This window comes from Streptomyces sp. DH-12 (assembly GCF_002899455.1).
Taxonomy (GTDB): domain Bacteria; phylum Actinomycetota; class Actinomycetes; order Streptomycetales; family Streptomycetaceae; genus Streptomyces.
This window is the reverse complement of record NZ_PPFB01000001.1, coordinates 4,672,161-4,688,240: the sequence shown is the minus strand read 5'-3', so window position 1 is coordinate 4,688,240 and position 16,080 is coordinate 4,672,161. Positions and strand designations below refer to the sequence as shown.

Annotated in this window: 10 protein-coding genes; 6 read left to right on the top strand and 4 right to left on the bottom strand. The window is 74.8% G+C overall.

Going from position 1 to position 16,080, the window contains the following annotated elements; genetic code table 11:
* Positions 1 to 8 precede the first annotated feature (8 nt).
* Complete coding sequence (locus C1708_RS20000) at positions 9 to 200, top strand: hypothetical protein (protein ID WP_106413971.1); 192 nt, start codon at positions 9 to 11, stop codon at positions 198 to 200.
* Between the two features lie 105 nt (positions 201 to 305).
* On the opposite strand, the gene C1708_RS19995 is transcribed toward C1708_RS20000, so the two are convergent.
* The 4 genes from C1708_RS19995 to C1708_RS19980 form a co-directional block, all read right to left on the bottom strand.
* Positions 306 to 1,028: a hypothetical protein gene (locus tag C1708_RS19995; RefSeq protein WP_106413970.1), complete on the bottom strand. Its 723-nt coding sequence runs from the start codon at positions 1,026 to 1,028 to the stop codon at positions 306 to 308.
* A 306-nt stretch (positions 1,029 to 1,334) separates the two neighbouring features.
* Entirely contained in the window at positions 1,335 to 2,441 is a 1,107-nt protein-coding gene (gene prfB / locus C1708_RS19990; RefSeq protein WP_106413969.1) for a peptide chain release factor 2, read from the bottom strand.
* Positions 2,442 to 2,638: 197 nt separating this feature from the next.
* Positions 2,639 to 3,877, bottom strand: coding sequence for a serine/threonine-protein kinase (locus C1708_RS19985; protein WP_106413968.1), 1,239 nt, complete (start codon positions 3,875 to 3,877; stop codon positions 2,639 to 2,641).
* 109 nt (positions 3,878 to 3,986) lie between these two features.
* Entirely contained in the window at positions 3,987 to 5,657 is a 1,671-nt protein-coding gene (locus C1708_RS19980; RefSeq protein ID WP_106413967.1) for a serine/threonine-protein kinase, read from the bottom strand.
* Positions 5,658 to 6,155: 498 nt separating this feature from the next.
* Here C1708_RS19980 and C1708_RS19975 point away from each other — a divergent pair, with 498 nt between their 5' ends.
* The 5 genes from C1708_RS19975 to C1708_RS19955 all read left to right on the top strand — a co-directional run bounded on the left by C1708_RS19975 (position 6,156) and on the right by C1708_RS19955 (position 15,950).
* Positions 6,156 to 9,581 carry an FHA domain-containing protein gene (locus C1708_RS19975; protein WP_106416386.1) on the top strand — a complete coding sequence of 1,142 codons (3,426 nt, stop codon included), beginning with the start codon at positions 6,156 to 6,158 and terminating at the stop codon, positions 9,579 to 9,581.
* A gap of 291 nt (positions 9,582 to 9,872) precedes the next feature.
* Complete coding sequence (locus C1708_RS19970; protein ID WP_198602542.1) at positions 9,873 to 11,294, top strand: ABC transporter substrate-binding protein; 1,422 nt, start codon at positions 9,873 to 9,875, stop codon at positions 11,292 to 11,294.
* A 7-nt stretch (positions 11,295 to 11,301) separates the two neighbouring features.
* Positions 11,302 to 12,651 carry a carbohydrate ABC transporter permease gene (locus tag C1708_RS19965; protein WP_198602541.1) on the top strand — a complete coding sequence of 450 codons (1,350 nt, stop codon included), beginning with the start codon at positions 11,302 to 11,304 and terminating at the stop codon, positions 12,649 to 12,651.
* Positions 12,648 to 13,562 carry a carbohydrate ABC transporter permease gene (locus C1708_RS19960; protein WP_106413966.1) on the top strand — a complete coding sequence of 305 codons (915 nt, stop codon included), beginning with the start codon at positions 12,648 to 12,650 and terminating at the stop codon, positions 13,560 to 13,562. Before C1708_RS19965 ends, C1708_RS19960 begins: the two co-directional genes overlap by 4 nt.
* Positions 13,563 to 13,709: 147 nt before the next feature.
* Complete coding sequence (locus tag C1708_RS19955; protein WP_198602540.1) at positions 13,710 to 15,950, top strand: bifunctional glycosyltransferase/CDP-glycerol:glycerophosphate glycerophosphotransferase; 2,241 nt, start codon at positions 13,710 to 13,712, stop codon at positions 15,948 to 15,950.
* Positions 15,951 to 16,080 lie beyond the last annotated feature (130 nt).

Below are 16,080 nucleotides of genomic sequence, written 5' to 3'. Positions count from 1 at the left end.
GCGAGCGCATGACGTACGACCGGCTGGTGTGCGCGAACTGCGCCGCGCCCGTGAGCGAGGGCCGGTGCCCCGTGTGCCGGGCGAACCGCGAGCGGATGCAGCAGGAGAACTTCTTCGCGGGGCTGAACCCGATGATGCTGATCGCCCTGCTGGCGGTGCTGGTGGCGGCGGTCGCGCTGCTCGCCCATCAGACCGTCTGACCAGGACGGACAGGGGTTCACAGACACGGCGAGGGCCCGGAGCGCGGCGGCGCTCCGGGCCCTCGTGTCATGTCGTGCGCACGATGCGTGCGCGCGCGGCCACCGTCAGGCGGCCGCGCCGCCGCGGCCGGTCATCAGGCGCGGCAGCACCCGGAAGCCGACACCGCCGGCGATCATCGTGGCGGCGCCGATCACCAGGAAGGTGGTCTCGGCGGCACCGGTCTCGGCCAGCTCCTTGCCGCTGCCCTGGGCCGAGGTGGCCGGGGGCTCCTCGCCGGTGTCGGTCAGGGCGGAGGAACCCTCGTCCTGCGGCGAGGCGCCGCCGTCGGGGTCGAGGCCGCCGCCGGGGGCCCCGGAAGGCTCCTCGACCGGGCCCTCGCCGTCACCCGGGGTCTCGTCGCCGTCGCCCGGGTCACCGGGGTCGCCCGGGTCACCAGGGTCGCCCGGGTCACCAGGGTCACCGGGGTCACCAGGGTCGCCCGGGTCACCAGGGTCGCCCGGGTCACCAGGGTCGCCCGGGTCACCAGGGTCGCCCGGGTCACCCGGGTCGCCCGGGTCACCAGGGTCGCCCGGGTCACCAGGGCAGTCCGGGTTCGTGCCGATGTCGCAGCCCGGGTCGCCCGGGTCACCAGGGTCGCCCGGGTCGCCCGGGTCCTCCGGGTCGTCCTCGGCGGCGTTCAGGCCGACGCCGAGGCCCGCGCCGTTCGCCTCGGCGCTCACGCCGATCTCGAGGGCGGAGGCGGCGCCGGCCGCCGTCAGCGAGGCGCCGGCCGCTATCACGGCACCGGCCGCGACACGTGCGACACGGATCCGCGTCTTCTTGGTCATGTGATTGCTACCCCCAGTAGCTCATCGTCAGTGAGGCGGCGCCCGGGGCCGTGATCAACGGAGGTAACTGTGGTGAAACGCCCCCCGGTTCACATGCGCCCCAGAATTGCGCATGCCGCCCTTCACCCTTCCGACTTTCCAAAAGAACGTCAAGGCCGTTGCGCGCGCGATGTCCGGCTCCGCACGCTTTGCGCGACACGGAAGCTGTGACTGTGACACAGATCCCGGAAATCCCTGACACGACAAGGCAACTGCCGCTGAATAAGCGGCAGTTGCCTTGTCGACATATCGGCGTTCGGGGGGGTCTTACTTCTCCCGCTGCTTGCGCCAGCGAATTCCGGCCTCGAGGAAACCGTCGATCTCGCCGTTGAACACGGCCTCCGGGTTGCCGACTTCGAATTCCGTGCGCAGGTCCTTGACCATCTGGTACGGGTGCAGCACGTACGAACGCATCTGGTTGCCCCAGGAGTTGCCGCCGTCGCCCTTGAGGGCGTCCATCTTGGCCTGCTCCTCCTGGCGGCGCCGCTCCAGCAGCTTGGCCTGGAGGACGTTCATCGCGGTGGCCTTGTTCTGGATCTGCGACCGCTCGTTCTGGCAGGAGACCACGATGCCGGTGGGCAGGTGCGTGATGCGCACCGCCGAGTCGGTGGTGTTCACGCCCTGGCCGCCGGGGCCGGAGGACCGGTAGACGTCGATGCGCAGATCGGACTCGTCGATGTCGACGTGGTCGGACTGCTCGACGACGGGGAGCACCTCGACGCCCGCGAAGGAGGTCTGGCGGCGGCCCTGGTTGTCGAAGGGCGAGATGCGCACCAGGCGGTGCGTGCCCTGCTCGACGGAGAGGGTGCCGTAGGCGTAGGGCGCCTGCACGGAGAAGGTGGTCGACTTGATGCCGGCCTCCTCCGCGTACGAGGTCTCGATCAGCTCCGTCCTGTAGCCGCGCTGCTCGGCCCAGCGCAGGTACATGCGCTGCAGCTTCTCGGCGAAGTCGGCGGCGTCCACGCCGCCCGCCTCGGCGCGGATGTTGACCAGCGCCTCACGGGAGTCGTACTCGCCGCTGAGGAGGGTGCGGACCTCCAGCTCGTCCAGCGCCTTCCGGACCGACACGAGCTCCGACTCGGCCTCCTCGCGGGTGTCCGGGTCGTCCTCCTCCTCGGCCATCTCGAAGAGCACGGCGAGATCGTCGATCCGCGAGCGCAGGGCCTCGGCCTTCCTCACCTCCGCCTGGAGGTGGGACAGCTTGCTGGTGATCTTCTGCGCCTCGTCCGGGTCGTCCCAGAGGGACGGCGCGGCCGCCTGCTCCTCGAGCACGGCGATGTCTGCCCTCATCCTGTCGAGGTCCAGGACGGCCTCGATCGACTCCATGGTCGAGGAGAGGGACTTGAGCTCTTCGGATACGTCGACGACTGCCACGCCCTCCAGCGTAACGGCTTCCCGCCGTGGGCCACGCCGGACGGGGGCCGCCCGTCCCCTCCCGTCTCCGGTTGCTCCGCCCCCGGACCCCCGGTCGCGCAGTTCCCCGCGCCCCTGAGGACCGTTCTTGGGTGCTCCGCCCCCGGACCCCGGTCGCGCAGTTCCCCGCGCCCCCAGGGGGCCGCCTCCCCGTGTCTTCAGGGGACGGCCGGGGCCGAGTTCTCCATGTCGGTCGGCGGGGGTGCGGCTTCTTCCGAGGTGGCCAGCCAGGTGCCCACGCCGGCCGCGGCCAGGACCGCCGCTGTCACCGCCAGCGTGAGGCGGCGTCGGCGGGTGACCGCTCGGTTGCGGGCCGAGCCGGGGCGGGGGGCGCCGGCCGCGCGGGGGGCGCGGGCCGTGCCGTGGGCTCCGCCCGCCAGCTCGTCGGGCGCGGGGACCCGCATCGACGTGTGCGTGTCGCGGTTGGAGTCGGACGGCTTCGCGCCCGGCACCAAGGGGACCGCGCCGCGGCGGCGTACCGGCTGTCCGGCGGCGGGGGCGGCGCCGGGCAGTTCCTCGGCGGTCTCCTCGGCCGGGTCGGTGTCCGGCTCGTCCACGTCCAGCGGCGGCATCCCCTCCAGCATCGGCAGCAGCTCCCGCAGCCGGGCGGCCAGCTCGGAGGCGCGCAGCCGGGACGCCGGGGCCTTCGCCAGACACTGCACCAGCAGCTGCCACAGCTCGTCGGGGATGCCGGGCAGCGGGACGACCGTCTCGGTCACGTGCCGGCGCAGCACCGCGCCCGGGTGGCCGCCGCCGAACGGCGTGAAGCCCGCGAGCAGCTCGTAGAGGACCGTGGCGAGGGCGTAGATGTCGACGGCGGCGCGCGGCGGGAGGCCCTCGACGATCTCCGGGGCCAGGTAGTCCGGCGTGCCGATGATCTTCGAGGCGCGGGTGCGGCGCGGGGTGTCGATGAGTTTCGCCACGCCGAAGTCGGTGAGCAGGGCACGGTGCGAGCCGCCGGGGCCGAGCGGGCCCTCCATGTCGAGCAGGATGTTCTCCGGCTTGACGTCCCGGTGCACGACCCCCGCCGCGTGCGCCGCCGCCAGGCCGTCCGCGACGTCGGCGACGATCGCCACCGCGGCCTCCGGGGCGAGCCGGCGCTCCCGGTCCAGCCGGGTGCGCAGGTCGGTGCCCCGGACCAGGTCCATGACGAGCGCGAGGTCGTTGCCGTCGACCACCAGGTCCCGTACGGACACCACGTGCGGATGCTCCAGGCCCAGCAGCGCCGTCCGCTCCTGCACGAAGCGGCCGACGAGCTCCTGGTCCGAGGAGAGATCCTCACGCAGCAGCTTGATGGCGACGGGCCCCCCGGGACCCTCGCCCAGCCACACCGTGCCGGCGCTGCCCCGCCCGAGGATCTGGTGGGCGGTGTACCGGCTGCCGATTCTCCGTGCCAAGACTGCTCCTACCGACGCGTGTTGTCGCCAAAGCTACGCGTCCGGACAGGTGACCTTCACCGGAGACCCGGAAATCGGACCCCGGATGTCGACAAAGCGGCAGACGAGCTCAGTTCGCCGGGTCCGAGGGTCCGCCCAGGTCCTCGATCCAGCCCGTGATCGAGCCGAACCAGTCGCTGAGCTGGTCCCAGTAGCCCTTGCCGGTGCCGATCCAGTCCTGGAGCGGGCTCAGCTCCCAGATCAGCCAGCTCGCCACGAACAGGATGAGCAGCGTGAACAGGCATCCCTTGAGACAGCCCAGGCCGGGGATGCGCATCGGGTTGGCGCCGCGCTGCCGGGACTGGCGCGGCTCCCGCGCGGGGCGCGGCGGCTCCGGCGGCGGCGCGTACCGCTGCGGCGGCTGGGGCTGCTGCCGGCGCTGGCGCTCCGGCGGCGGGGCGTACTGCTGCGGCGGGGGCTGCTGCGGGTAGCCGTACCCGGGGCCGGGCTGCGGCTGCTGGGGGCGGCGCTGCGGCTGCTGGGGCGGCTGCTGCGGGGGCCGGGCCACCTGCCGCTGGGGGCGGCGGCGCAGCGGGTCCTGGCTGGGGTCGAGGTACTGGACCTGGGTCTGCTCGTTGCGGTCGCGGGCCGCGCGGAGCTGGCTCTGCCAGGGGTGCGGGTCGTCGGGGCCGCCGGCGGCCTGGCCCGGCTGCCCGGGCGGCACCGGGGGCATCACGGCCGTGGGGTCGGCCGCGCCGGGCGGCGGGCCGGTCTGCGGCAGGACACTGGTCGCGGCGTGGGGGTCGTAGGCGCCGTTCGGGTTCTGCGGCAGCACCTGCGTGGGGTCGGAGGCGCCGGGGGCGGACGGCTCGCCCGGCACCGGCGCGGGCGCGGGGTCGGGGGCGAGGAGCGCGCCGACGTTCTCCGCGGCGGAGATCTGCGCCGAGTTCGCGTGCACGCCGATGCCCGCGGCGACGACCCGCAGGCCGCGCGCGAGGTTCTCGGCGCTGGGCCGCTCCTCGGGGTTCTTGCGCAGGCAGCGCTCGATGACCGTCCACAGCGGGTCGGGCACGGTGGACGGGCGGCGCGGCTCGGCGCTCAGGTGCTGGTGCAGCACCTCCAGGGCCGATGTCCCGGAGAACGGCGGGCGGCCGGTGACCAGCTCGTACAGCAGGATGCCGGCGCCGTAGACGTCGACGGCGGAGGTCTGCGGGCGGCCCTCGGCGGACTCCGGCGCGATGTACGCGGGCGTGCCGACGAACTCGTGGGTGCGGGTCAGGCCCGGGGAGTCGGCGAGGCGCGCGATGCCGAAGTCGGTGAGCATCGGGTGCAGCTCGTCGCCCTGCTGCTTGAGCAGGACGTTGGCGGGCTTGAGGTCGCGGTGCACCACGCCGTCGGCGTGGCTGGCGCCCAGCGCGTCGGCGATCTGCGCGGTCAGCAGGGCCGCGGCGACGGGCGTGAAGGGGCCGTTCTCCCGCAGGTGGCGGTGCAGGTCGGGGCCCTCGACGAGGTCCATGACCAGCGCCAGCAGCTCGCCCTCGACCACCAGGTCGCGGACCCGGACGATGTTGGGGTGGGTGAGCCGCAGCAGGACGGAGCGCTCCCGCAGGAAGCGCATCACGACGTCGGCGTCGCCCGCCAGCTCCTCCTTGAGGACCTTGATCGCCACGGTCTCGCCGGGCTGGCCCGGCACGGCCGCCTCGGCGCCCGCGGTCTCCCGCTGGCGCGCACGCCAGACGGTGCCCGTGGCGCCGCGTCCGAGCGGCTCCTCGAGCAGGTACTTGCTCCCTACCGGCCGCACGTCATGCGCTCCCTGCTGCTTGCCTGGCTGGCGTACACCGTGGTCCACCCTGCTGCGGAATGTTCCGACCCACTGTAGTGCCGCCGCGCGGGATACCGGCCGGCCGACTTCCGCGTCGCCCTGCGCCGGGTCTCGCGCACCGGCTCCCGTTCCTGTTCGGCGGTTCCGTCGATCGCGCGGATTCCGCGTGTGCGCGGAGTCTGCGGGAAAGACGCCCGACTCTGTCCGTTGGTTGCCGCGTCCCGGACGTGACCGATCTCAAGTCGGCCCGGAAGGATCATCCGCGCGTCATTGGTCAGGCATTTTTGCGGGCAGAGCCGACCAATCAAGATCATTCGATGTCCGGAGGCGGGCGCGCTGTCGGTGACAGGTGCGAGGATGCGGGCAGTACTGGCCGTACGTGCGCGTGTGGCGGTGGGGAAGTCCGCGGAGGGGGACCGCGGGGCGGCTTCGTCCCCCGTGTCGCGGGCGCCCGCGCAGAAGGGACCGCTGACGGCGATGCAGATCCGGCTGACCGTCGTAGACCCGCTGGGCCCCTCCTCACCCGTCCGGGAGCGGGCCGTGAGCTGCGACGTGCTGGTCACGGCGCCCGCGGGCACGGCCCTCGCCGCGGTCGCCTCCGCGCTGGCCTCGGCGGTCTCCGGCGGCGACGGCGCCTCCGGCTCGTCGGGCGCGCCCGTGCTGTACGCCGGTGACCAGCGCCTGGACGCCCAGCGCTGCACACTGGGCGAGCCTCCGCTGATCGACGGCGCGGTGCTGGCGGTGGGCGCCCCGGGCGAGCCCGAGCCGCACCCCGAGCTGGACACGACCCCGGCCCGGCTGCACGTGGTCGCCGGGCCCGACGCGGGCGGGGTGCACCTGCTGCACGGCGGGGAGATCCGCATAGGCCGCTCCGCCGACGCCGACGTGCCGCTCGACGACCCGGACGTCTCCCGGCTGCACTGCGCGGTGACGGTCGGCGCGGACGGCCGCGTCTCGGTCGCCGACCTCGGTTCCACCAACGGCACCACGCTGGACGGCCGCCCCGTGGGCTCCCGCCCGGTGCGGCTCGCCCCGGGCGCGCTGCTGCGCATCGGCGAGTCGGCCCTGCGGCTGACCCCGGCGGAGGGGCCGCCCGCCCGGACGGCCACGACCCCGGACGGGGAGGGGCACGTACGGGTGCCGGGGCCGCGTGCGGCGGACACGGCGAGCGGGCGCGACGCCCCGGGGACGCCGGGTCCGGAGGATCTCCGGGCCGCCCCGGAGGGGCCGCGCGCACCGACCCGTCACGCCTACGGCTCCGCGGACCGGGCCGCGTCCGCCGCCGCCGACGCCCGCACCCCCGCCGTATCCGCCCGCGCCGTGCCGGGCCCCCTCCCGCACGTGCCGGAGCAGAGCGGCCCGCCGGAGACCGAGCGGCGCGGCGGCGGGGACCCCGGCCGGCGCACCGTACGGATCGCGGCCCACGGGGACGTGCCCCGGGCGCCCCAGGGGCGGCGGGTGTCGCGGCCCGCCCCGGCGGCCGAGACGCACGCCGGACGGGGGCAGGCGCCCGGCCTGTACGCCGACCCCGGGCACGGCCAGACGCGGGACGAGGCGCCCACCGCCCGCCCCGGACCCGCGCCCGCCGGGCCCACCGGCCGGACCACGGGCGACGCCCGCGACGGGCGGTACGGCGACGCCACCGCCGACCGGACCGCCGGCGCCTCCGAGGGCACCCGCGAGGGCACCCCCGTACGGGGCACCGACGTCCCCGAGCCGCCGCGGGCGCGCAAGCGGGGCGGGATCGGCGCCTGGGCCCGGCGGCTCACCGGCGGACGGCAGGAGCGGGACGCGGACGCGGCCCCCTGCGACGACCCGGCCGAGCGGCCGGCGCACGCCCCGGGCCCCGCCGCTCCCGCGCGGCCCGAGACCTGGCCGGACCCGGCCGCCCTGCTGCTGACCGCCCTGGGCCCCGGCCCTCGGCTGTGGGAGCGCGGGCCGGACCACCCCGAGGCGCTGGCGGTGCGGCTCGGCACCGGGGACCGGCCCGCGCCGGACGGCTCGGGGCTGCTGCCCGTCGTCCCGGTGACCGTGGGGCTGCGCGAGGCCGGCGCGCTGGGGCTGGCCGGACCGCGCGAGCGGCTCTCCGGGCTGGCCCGCGCGGTGCTCGCCCAGCTCGCCGCGCTGCACTCCCCCGACACGCTGGAGATCGTCCTGATCGCCGCGGACCCCTCCCGTCCGGCGGCGGAGCGCACCGCCGAGTGGTCCTGGCTGGGCTGGCTGCCGCATCTGCGGCCGGGGCACGGACAGGACTGCCGGCTGCTCCTCGCCCACGACCGGGAGCAGGCCGCGGCCCGCGCCGGCGAACTGCTGCGCCGTCTCGCCGATCACGCGGGCGCCCCGGCGGGCGCCGGCCCGTACACCGTGGTCGTGGTGGACGGCGACCCCGGCGACGCCGACGTCCGGGAGGCCGTGGCACGGCTCGCCGTGGAGGGACCGCGCGCCGGTGTCCATCTGCTGTGCCTCGCCGAGACGCCCGCCGCCTCCCCCGCGTCCCCGGTGACGGAGACCTACGAGGCGGCCTGCGCGGCGGCGCCCGCGTTCCGCCGGTGCGGGGCGGTCGCCCTGCTCAGCGGGGACGTGGCGACCGCGCTCCGGCTGCTGCGGGTGGCCGAGACCGGCGACGGCTCCCCGCCGGGACCCGTCGGGCACGGCACCCTCGCCACCGTCGACGCGGTCTCCACGGCCTGGGCCGAGCGGTTCGCGCGGGCGCTCGCGCCGCTGCGCCCCGACGGGCCCGCGGCCGGACCGCACCCGCGCGTGTCGGCGCCGCTGCCCCCGTCGGCGCGGCTGCTCGACGAACTGGGCCTGGCCCGGGCCACGCCCGCGTCGCTGATGGCCCGCTGGGCCGACGCGGCCGACGACACCCGGGCGCTCGGCGGACGCGCCACCGCCGTCCTCGGCGCCGGACCGCGCGGTCCGGTCACCGCCGACCTCGCCGCCGACGGACCCCACCTGCTGGTCGAGGGCCCCGCCGGCAGCGGCCGTACGGAGCTGCTGCGCGCGGTCGTCGCCTCGCTGGCCGCGGCCGAGCGCCCCGACCGGCTGGGCATCGTCCTGGTCGACGGGCAGGGCGGCCCGGTGACCGGCTCCGGGCACGGCGAGGGCCTGCGGGTGTGCACGGACGTGCCGCACGTCTCCACCCACCTGGGCGCCGACGACCCGGTGCGGATGCGGGAGTTCGCCCAGTCGCTGAGCGCCGAGCTGAAGCGGCGCGCGGAACTGCTGGGCCGCTCGGACTTCGCCGAGTGGCACACCGGACGGGAGCTGGCGGACCGGATGGTCGCCCAGCGCACGGCGTCGAACGGCGACCTGGACACGCCGCCCAGCGCGACCGTGCGGCTGCGGCCGGGTGCGGACCGCCGCAAGACGCAGGCCGCGCCGCCGCTGCCCCGGCTCGTGGTGGTCGTGGACGACCTCGACGCGCTGGTCTCCCCCGCGCTCGGCTCACCGGGACGCCCGGCCGCCGGGTCGGTGATGCGGGCGCTGGAGGCGGTGGCGCGGGACGGCGAGCGGCTCGGGGTGCATCTGGTGGCGGCCACCGCGCCCTGCCCCCGGACGGCGCAGACCGAGCCGGTGAAGCAGGCGTCGCTGCTGGTCACGCTGGACGCGCCGGTCGCGGGCCGCGGCCCGGACGACCCGGCGCCGGGGCGCGGCCGGCTGGCCTGCCGGGACGGGCGGGAGACGCCCTTCCAGGGCGGCCGGGTGACGGGCCGCATCCCGCGCACGGCGACGCTGCGGCCGACCGTGGTCCCGCTGGAGTGGCACCGCATGGGCGACCCGCCGGCCCGCCGCCAGGTCCGCGAACTCGGCAACGGCCCCACCGACCTGGCCCTCCTCGCCAGCGCCCTCGACCGGGCCGCCCGCCAGGTCGCGGCGACCCGGGTGCCGTCCCTCTTGTAGGACGCCCGCGCCCACGCTCCAGGGGAGCCCGGCCACGGTGCCGTGCTCCCCCGCCCTCCTGCGGCGAGCGCCGCGCACCACACGCGCCCCGGGCCTGCCGGCCCCCGTCCCGGAACCACACCCCCGCTGCCCGGTGTGTCCGACGTGACGCCTGATCACGAGGTGATCACGATCGCGGAGTTGACACGGGACGCGCTCTTGCCACCCCCACGTGCCGGGCGTAGACCAGACCGCACGGGACAGCGCTCGAACGTTCGGCCAGGTACGACGGAGTACGAGAACGGGGCAGTGATGCACAGCACGAGCAGGATCATCCGGATACGCAGGTCGCCCGAGCACCACGGGCCGCCTCCCGCCACCCGACGGGCCGTCAGGGCCGCCGCGGCCCTGGCCGCCGGTGTGCTGGCGGTCTCCCTCACCGCCTGCGGGGGCGACGACGACGGCGGCGGTGACGACGACAAGGGCAAGGGGTCCGGCGGCACCGGAACCACCGTCACCCTGCCGAAGCTCGACGGCCAGACCCTGGAGGTCGCGGCCGTGTGGACCGGCACGGAGCAGGAGAACTTCAAGAAGGTCCTCGCGGAGTTCGAGAAGCGCACCGGCGCCAAGGTGACCTTCGTCCCCGCGCAGGACCCGATCATCAACTTCCTCGGTTCGAAGATCGCGGGCGGCGCCCCGCCGGACGTGGCGATGCTGCCGCAGCCCGGCGCCATCAAGCAGGCCGTGGAGAAGAACTGGGCCAAGCCCCTCGGCCCGGAGGCCACCAAGGAGCTGGCCAAGAACTACTCGCAGGGCTGGCAGGACATCGGCAAGGTCGACGGCAAGCAGTACGGCGTCTACTACAAGGCCGCCAACAAGTCGCTGATCTGGTACAACACCCAGGTCTTCGAGAACGCCGGCGCGTCCGAGCCGAAGACGTGGGACGAGCTGCTGGACACCGCGCAGATGATCTACGACTCCGGCGTCACCCCGTTCTCCGTCGGCGGGGCCGACGGCTGGACCCTCACCGACTGGTTCGAGAACATCTACCTCTCGCAGGCGGGCCCCGAGAAGTACGACCAGCTGGCGAAGCACGAGATCAAGTGGACCGACCCCTCCGTCAAGGAGGCGCTGACCACCCTGGCCGAGGTGTGGGGCAAGAAGGACTACGTCGCGGGCGGCCCGGACGGCGCGCTGCAGACGGAGTTCCCGGCGTCCGTGACGCAGACCTTCACCGGCGGCGACCAGCCCAAGGCCGGCATGGTCTACGAGGGCGACTTCGTGCAGGTCAACATCGGCGAGACCGAGGCGGAGGTGGGCACCGACGCGAAGGTGTTCCCGTTCCCCGCGGTCGGTGACACCCCGCCCGTGGTGTCCGGCGGCGACGCCGCGGTGATCCTGGAGGACTCCGAGGCGGCCCAGGCCCTGGTGACGTTCCTCGCCTCCCCGGACGCGGCGAGCATCCAGGCGAAGCTCGGCGGTTACCTCTCGCCGAACAAGAACGTGCCCGCCTCGGTGTACCCGAACGAGGTCCAGCGGAAGATCGCCGAGGCGCTGATCGACGCCGGAGACGACTTCCGCTTCGACATGTCCGACCAGGCCCCGCAGGCCTTCGGCGGCACGCCCGGCAAGGGCGAGTGGAAGGCGCTGCAGGACTTCCTGAAGAACCCGACGGACGTCGCCGGCGCCCAGGCGAAGCTGGAGGCCGACGCGGCCGCGGCGTACGGGGACTGATCCGGCGATGACGTCGCAGACGGCGGCGGGGGCCCCGAAGACGGCCCCCGCCGCTCCCAGGTCGCGCAAGAGCGTCACCGGCACCCGGAGAACCGTGGCGGCGCTGTTCCTGCTGCCCGCCCTGGTGCTGCTCGGGGCGCTCGTGGTCTACCCGATCGGGTACTCGGTCATCCGCAGCTTCTACGACCAGTCCGGCGACTCCTTCGCCGGGTTCGACAACTACCGTGCGCTGTTCACCGACGACGGCATCCGCACCGCGCTGAAGAACAACGTCATCTGGGTGGTGTTCGCCCCGACGGTCGCGACCGCGCTCGGTCTGATCTTCGCGGTGCTCACCGAACGGGTGCGCTGGGGCACGGCGTTCAAGCTGGTCGTCTTCATGCCGATGGCCATCTCCATGCTCGCGGCGGGCATCATCTTCCGCCTCGTCTACGACCAGGCCCCGGAGAAGGGCGTGGCGAACGCGGTGTGGGTGGGGGTGCACGACACCTTCGCCCAGTCCTCGGCGTTCCCGAAGGCGCACCCGGGCCGCGAGTCGCCGCTGGAGCCGGCCGGCGGGGGCGCGTTCGTCACCAAGGAGACCGTCAGCGCCGGCGACACGGTGACGCTGCCGCTGGTGGGCGTCGCCCCGGACCTGATGCCGGACGACGCGAAGCCGGCCGCGGCGCCGAAGCCGGCGGACGACCGGATCACCGGCAGCACCTGGCAGGACTTCACCCGCGGCAAGGGCGTCGGCACGCTCAACCAGGCCGACTCCTCCGAGCTGGGCTACGCCGGGATGCGGATCGAGGCGGTGAAGGACGGCACGGTGGTGGAGACGGCCACGGCCGCCGCCGACGGCACGTTCTCCTTCTCGTCGAAGGCCGACGGGGCGCACCTGCGGCTTCCGGCGAGCAACTTCGAGGAGCCGTACAACGGGCTGGACTGGCTCGGCCCGTCGCTGGTCACCCCGGCCGTGATCGGCTCGTACATCTGGATGTGGGCGGGGTTCGCGATGGTGCTGATCGCGGCCGGGCTGGCGGGCATGCCCCGTGAGCTGCTGGAGGCCGCCCGGGTGGACGGCGCCAACGAGTGGCAGGTGTTCCGGCGGATCACGGTGCCGCTGCTGGCGCCGGTCCTCGCGGTGGTCACCGTCACCCTGATGATCAACGTGCTGAAGGTGTTCGACCTGGTGTTCATCATCGCGCCGGGCTCGTCGCAGGACGACGCCAACGTCCTCGCGCTGGAGCTGTACCGCAAGGGCTTCTCCGAGGACCAGCCGGGTGTCGCGAGCGCCATCGCGGTGCTCCTGCTGCTGCTGGTGATCCCGGTGATGTGGTTCAACGTACGGCGGCTGAGGCGGGAGGTGCGGCGATGAGCGCGGACGCCGGAAGCGTCACGAAGGCGGGCGTGCGGTCCACCGGGCCCGTCCGGGCGGAACGGTCGCTGGGGTCCCGGCTCGCCCAGTGGGTGAGCGGCGGGGCGGTCCGCGTCTTCCTGATCGTCGTCGGCCTGTTCTGGCTGGTGCCGACGATCGGGCTGCTGCTGGCCAGCCTGCGCACGCCGGAGGACATGGCGGCGGACGGCTGGTGGACGGTGTTCACCGAGCCGTCCCAGCTCACCTTCGACGCCTACCGGACCCTGCTGGAGAACGAGGACATCACCGGCTCGCTGCTGAACACGGTGTACATCACCGTGCCGGCGACCGTGCTGGTGGTGGTGATCGGCGCGCTCGCCGGGTACGCCTTCGCGTGGATGGACTTCCCGGGCCGCGACTGGTGGTTCCTCGCCGTGGTGGGGCTGCTGGTGGTACCGGTGCAGGTGGCGCTGATCCCGATCGCCGAACTCTTCGGCGAGCTGGGCATCTTCGGCTCCCTGACCGGTGTGGTGCTGTTCCACGTCGGCTTCGGTCTGCCGTTCGCGGTGTTCCTGCTGCGGAACTTCTTCGCGGAGATCCCCAAGGAGCTGCTGGAGGCGGCCCGGCTGGACGGCGCGGGCGAACTGCGGCTGTTCGTCCGGGTGGTGATGCCGCTGGCCGGTCCGGCGATCGCGGCGCTCGGCATCTTCCAGTTCCTGTGGGTGTGGAACGACATGCTGGTCGCGCTGATCTTCACCGACTCGGGCAGCCAGCCGATCACGGTCGCGCTGCAGACGCAGGTACGGCAGTTCGGCAACAACATCGACGTGCTGGCGCCGGGCGCGTTCATCTCGATGGTGGTGCCGCTGGTGGTGTTCTTCGCGTTCCAGCGGCAGTTCGTCTCCGGCGTGATGGCGGGCGCCGTCAAGTAGGCACACGAGAGGCACGGTGGAAGGGCGGACCGGCCGGGGTCCGCCCTTTCGTGCGACGCGATTCCCCCGGATGCCACAGGGGGCGTAACCAAGCCGGGCCAACGGGCGTTGCCGGGCAGAACGCCCGCGCCGACCGTTGGATGCCCCTTGCCCAGGTTCAGTGTCATTGTCCCCGCGTACCAGGTCCAGGCGTATCTGCGCGAGTGCCTGGAGTCGGTGCTGACCCAGTCGTACCCGGACCTCGAACTGATCGCCGTGGACGACTGCTCGCCGGACGCCTGCGGAGCGGTGATCGACGAGTTCGCGGCCCGCGACCCGCGGGTGCGGCCGGTGCACCTGCCGGCCAACGCCGGCCTGGGCCCCGCCCGCAACGCGGGCATGGCCCGCGCGACCGGCGACTACCTGGTGTTCCTGGACGGCGACGACACCCTCACCCCGGACGCGCTGCTCGCCGTCGCCGACCGGCTGAAGGAGACCGGCGACCCGGACGTCCTGGTCTACGACTACGCCCGCGCCTACTGGACCGGCGAGACCGTGCGCAACCAGGTCGCCGCCCAGCTGACCGAGCACGGTCCGGCGCCGTTCACCCTCGCCGACCGGCCGGGGCTGCTCACCCTGCTCGCGGTCGCCTGGAACAAGGCGTACCGGCGGGACTTCGTCGAGCGCGCCGGGTTCACCTTCCCGCCCGGCTACTACGAGGACACCCCGTGGACGTACCCGGTGCTGATGACGGCGGGGACGATCGCCACCCTCGACCGGGTGTGCGTGCACTACCGGCAACGGCGCGCCGGCGGCATCCTGCACACCACCAGCGAGCGTCACTTCGAGGTCTTCGGCCAGTACGACCGGGTCTTCGCCCACCTCGACGAGCACCCCGCCCTGGAGCGCTGGCGGCCGGTGCTGTTCCGCCGCATGGTCGACCACCTGCTGACCGTGTACACCCGCCCGGACCGGCTGCCGCGCGGCTCCCGCGCCGCCTTCCTGCGCCGGGCCCGCGACCAGTACCGCCGCCACCGCACGCCCGGCGCGCCCGTCCCCGCCCGCGCCCGGGTGCGGCACGCGCTGGTCCGGTTCGGGCTGCACCGCACCTACCGCGCCCTGCGGCTGGCCGCGGCCCTGGGCCGCCGCGCGGGCCGGCTCCGCCGCCGGTCGCTGCGCGGACTGCGCCGCGTCCTGCTGCGCACCCACCACCGCGTGCAGCGGCTGCTCCCGCTGGACACCGGCCGCGTCCTGTTCATCGTCGAGGACGACGGCGGCTACGGCGGCGACCCGGCCGCCCTGGAGTCCGCGGTGCGCGACCACGCGCCGCACGTCCGCACCGCCTGGGCGACCCGTCCCGAGCTGCACCACACCCTGCCCACCGCCACCCGCCGGCTGGTGCCCGGCACCGCCGCCCATCTCACCGCGCTCGCCCGCAGCGCGTACGTGGTGACCGACCGCGTGCTCGTGCCCGGGCTGGTCAAGCGCCCGGGGCAGATCCTGGTGCACACCCCGCCCGGCACCCCGCTGGCGTACGCGGGGCTCGACCTCCAGGACCGGCCGGCGGCGGCCCGCTCCACCGACTTCGCCCGGCTGCTGGAGGGCGTCGACCGGTGGGACCACGTCGTCACCGGCGACCGCCACTCCACGCTCACCTACGAGCGGGTGCTGCCCGGCCGCTACACGACCCTGGAGTACGGCAGGCCGCGCACCGACCGGTTCCACACCGCGACCGCGGCCGACGTGGCCGTGCTGCGGGACTCCCTGGGCGTCCCCGCGGACGCGGTGGCGATCCTGTACGCGCCCGCGCCCCGCGACTACCGCCGCACCCCGCTGCGCCTGCTCGGCCTGGAGCGCGTGGTGCGCCGGCTCGGCCCCCGCTTCGTGATCCTGTCCCGCGCCGGGCGGCCGCACGACGAGCCGCTGGAGGCCGCCTCCGACCGGGTGGTGGACGTGAGCGCCCACCCCGACCTGATGGCGCTCTGCCTGGCCTCGGACGCCCTGGTCACCGACTTCTCCCCGCTGATGTGCGACTACGCGGGCCTGGACCGGCCGATCGTGCTGCACGCCGAGGACCGGGAGGCGTACGCGGCGGCCCGCGGCCTGTACGTCGACCCGTGGACCTTCCCGCCGGGCGCGGTCGCGGACAGTGAGGACGAGCTGATCGAGATCTTCGCCGGGGGCCGCTGGTGCGGGCCCCGCGCGACGCGGCTGCGGGCGGCGTTCCGGGACCGCTTCTGCCCGCACGACGACGGCCGCGCCGCCGAGCGGGTGGTGCGCACGGTGCTGCTCGGGGAGTTCGCGGAGCCGCTGTCCGTCCCGCCGGAGCGGCGGCGCCCGGTGCCGGCGGCCGCCACCGCGCCGCAGACCCCCGTGGTGTCGCTGCCGCCGCAGCCGGCGGTCTTCTGACCGTCACCGACCCCGTCCGCCCGTCGTTGGCCCCACTGGGAGTACGCGTGTCCCCCGGCTCGTCACGGCCCGCCCCGGCCCGGCCGCCCGCGCGGCGGCCGTCGGGACGGCCCGGGCGGCGGCCCGCCCG

Coding starts and splice junctions, on each gene's coding strand:
- C1708_RS20000 (WP_106413971.1), top strand. CDS start 9: ATGACGTACGACCGGCTGGTGTGCGCGAACTGCGCCGCGCCCGTGAGC.
- C1708_RS19995 (WP_106413970.1), bottom strand. CDS start 1,028: ATGACCAAGAAGACGCGGATCCGTGTCGCACGTGTCGCGGCCGGTGCC.
- C1708_RS19975 (WP_106416386.1), top strand. CDS start 6,156: ATGCAGATCCGGCTGACCGTCGTAGACCCGCTGGGCCCCTCCTCACCC.
- C1708_RS19970 (WP_198602542.1), top strand. CDS start 9,873: ATGCACAGCACGAGCAGGATCATCCGGATACGCAGGTCGCCCGAGCAC.
- C1708_RS19965 (WP_198602541.1), top strand. CDS start 11,302: ATGACGTCGCAGACGGCGGCGGGGGCCCCGAAGACGGCCCCCGCCGCT.
- C1708_RS19960 (WP_106413966.1), top strand. CDS start 12,648: ATGAGCGCGGACGCCGGAAGCGTCACGAAGGCGGGCGTGCGGTCCACC.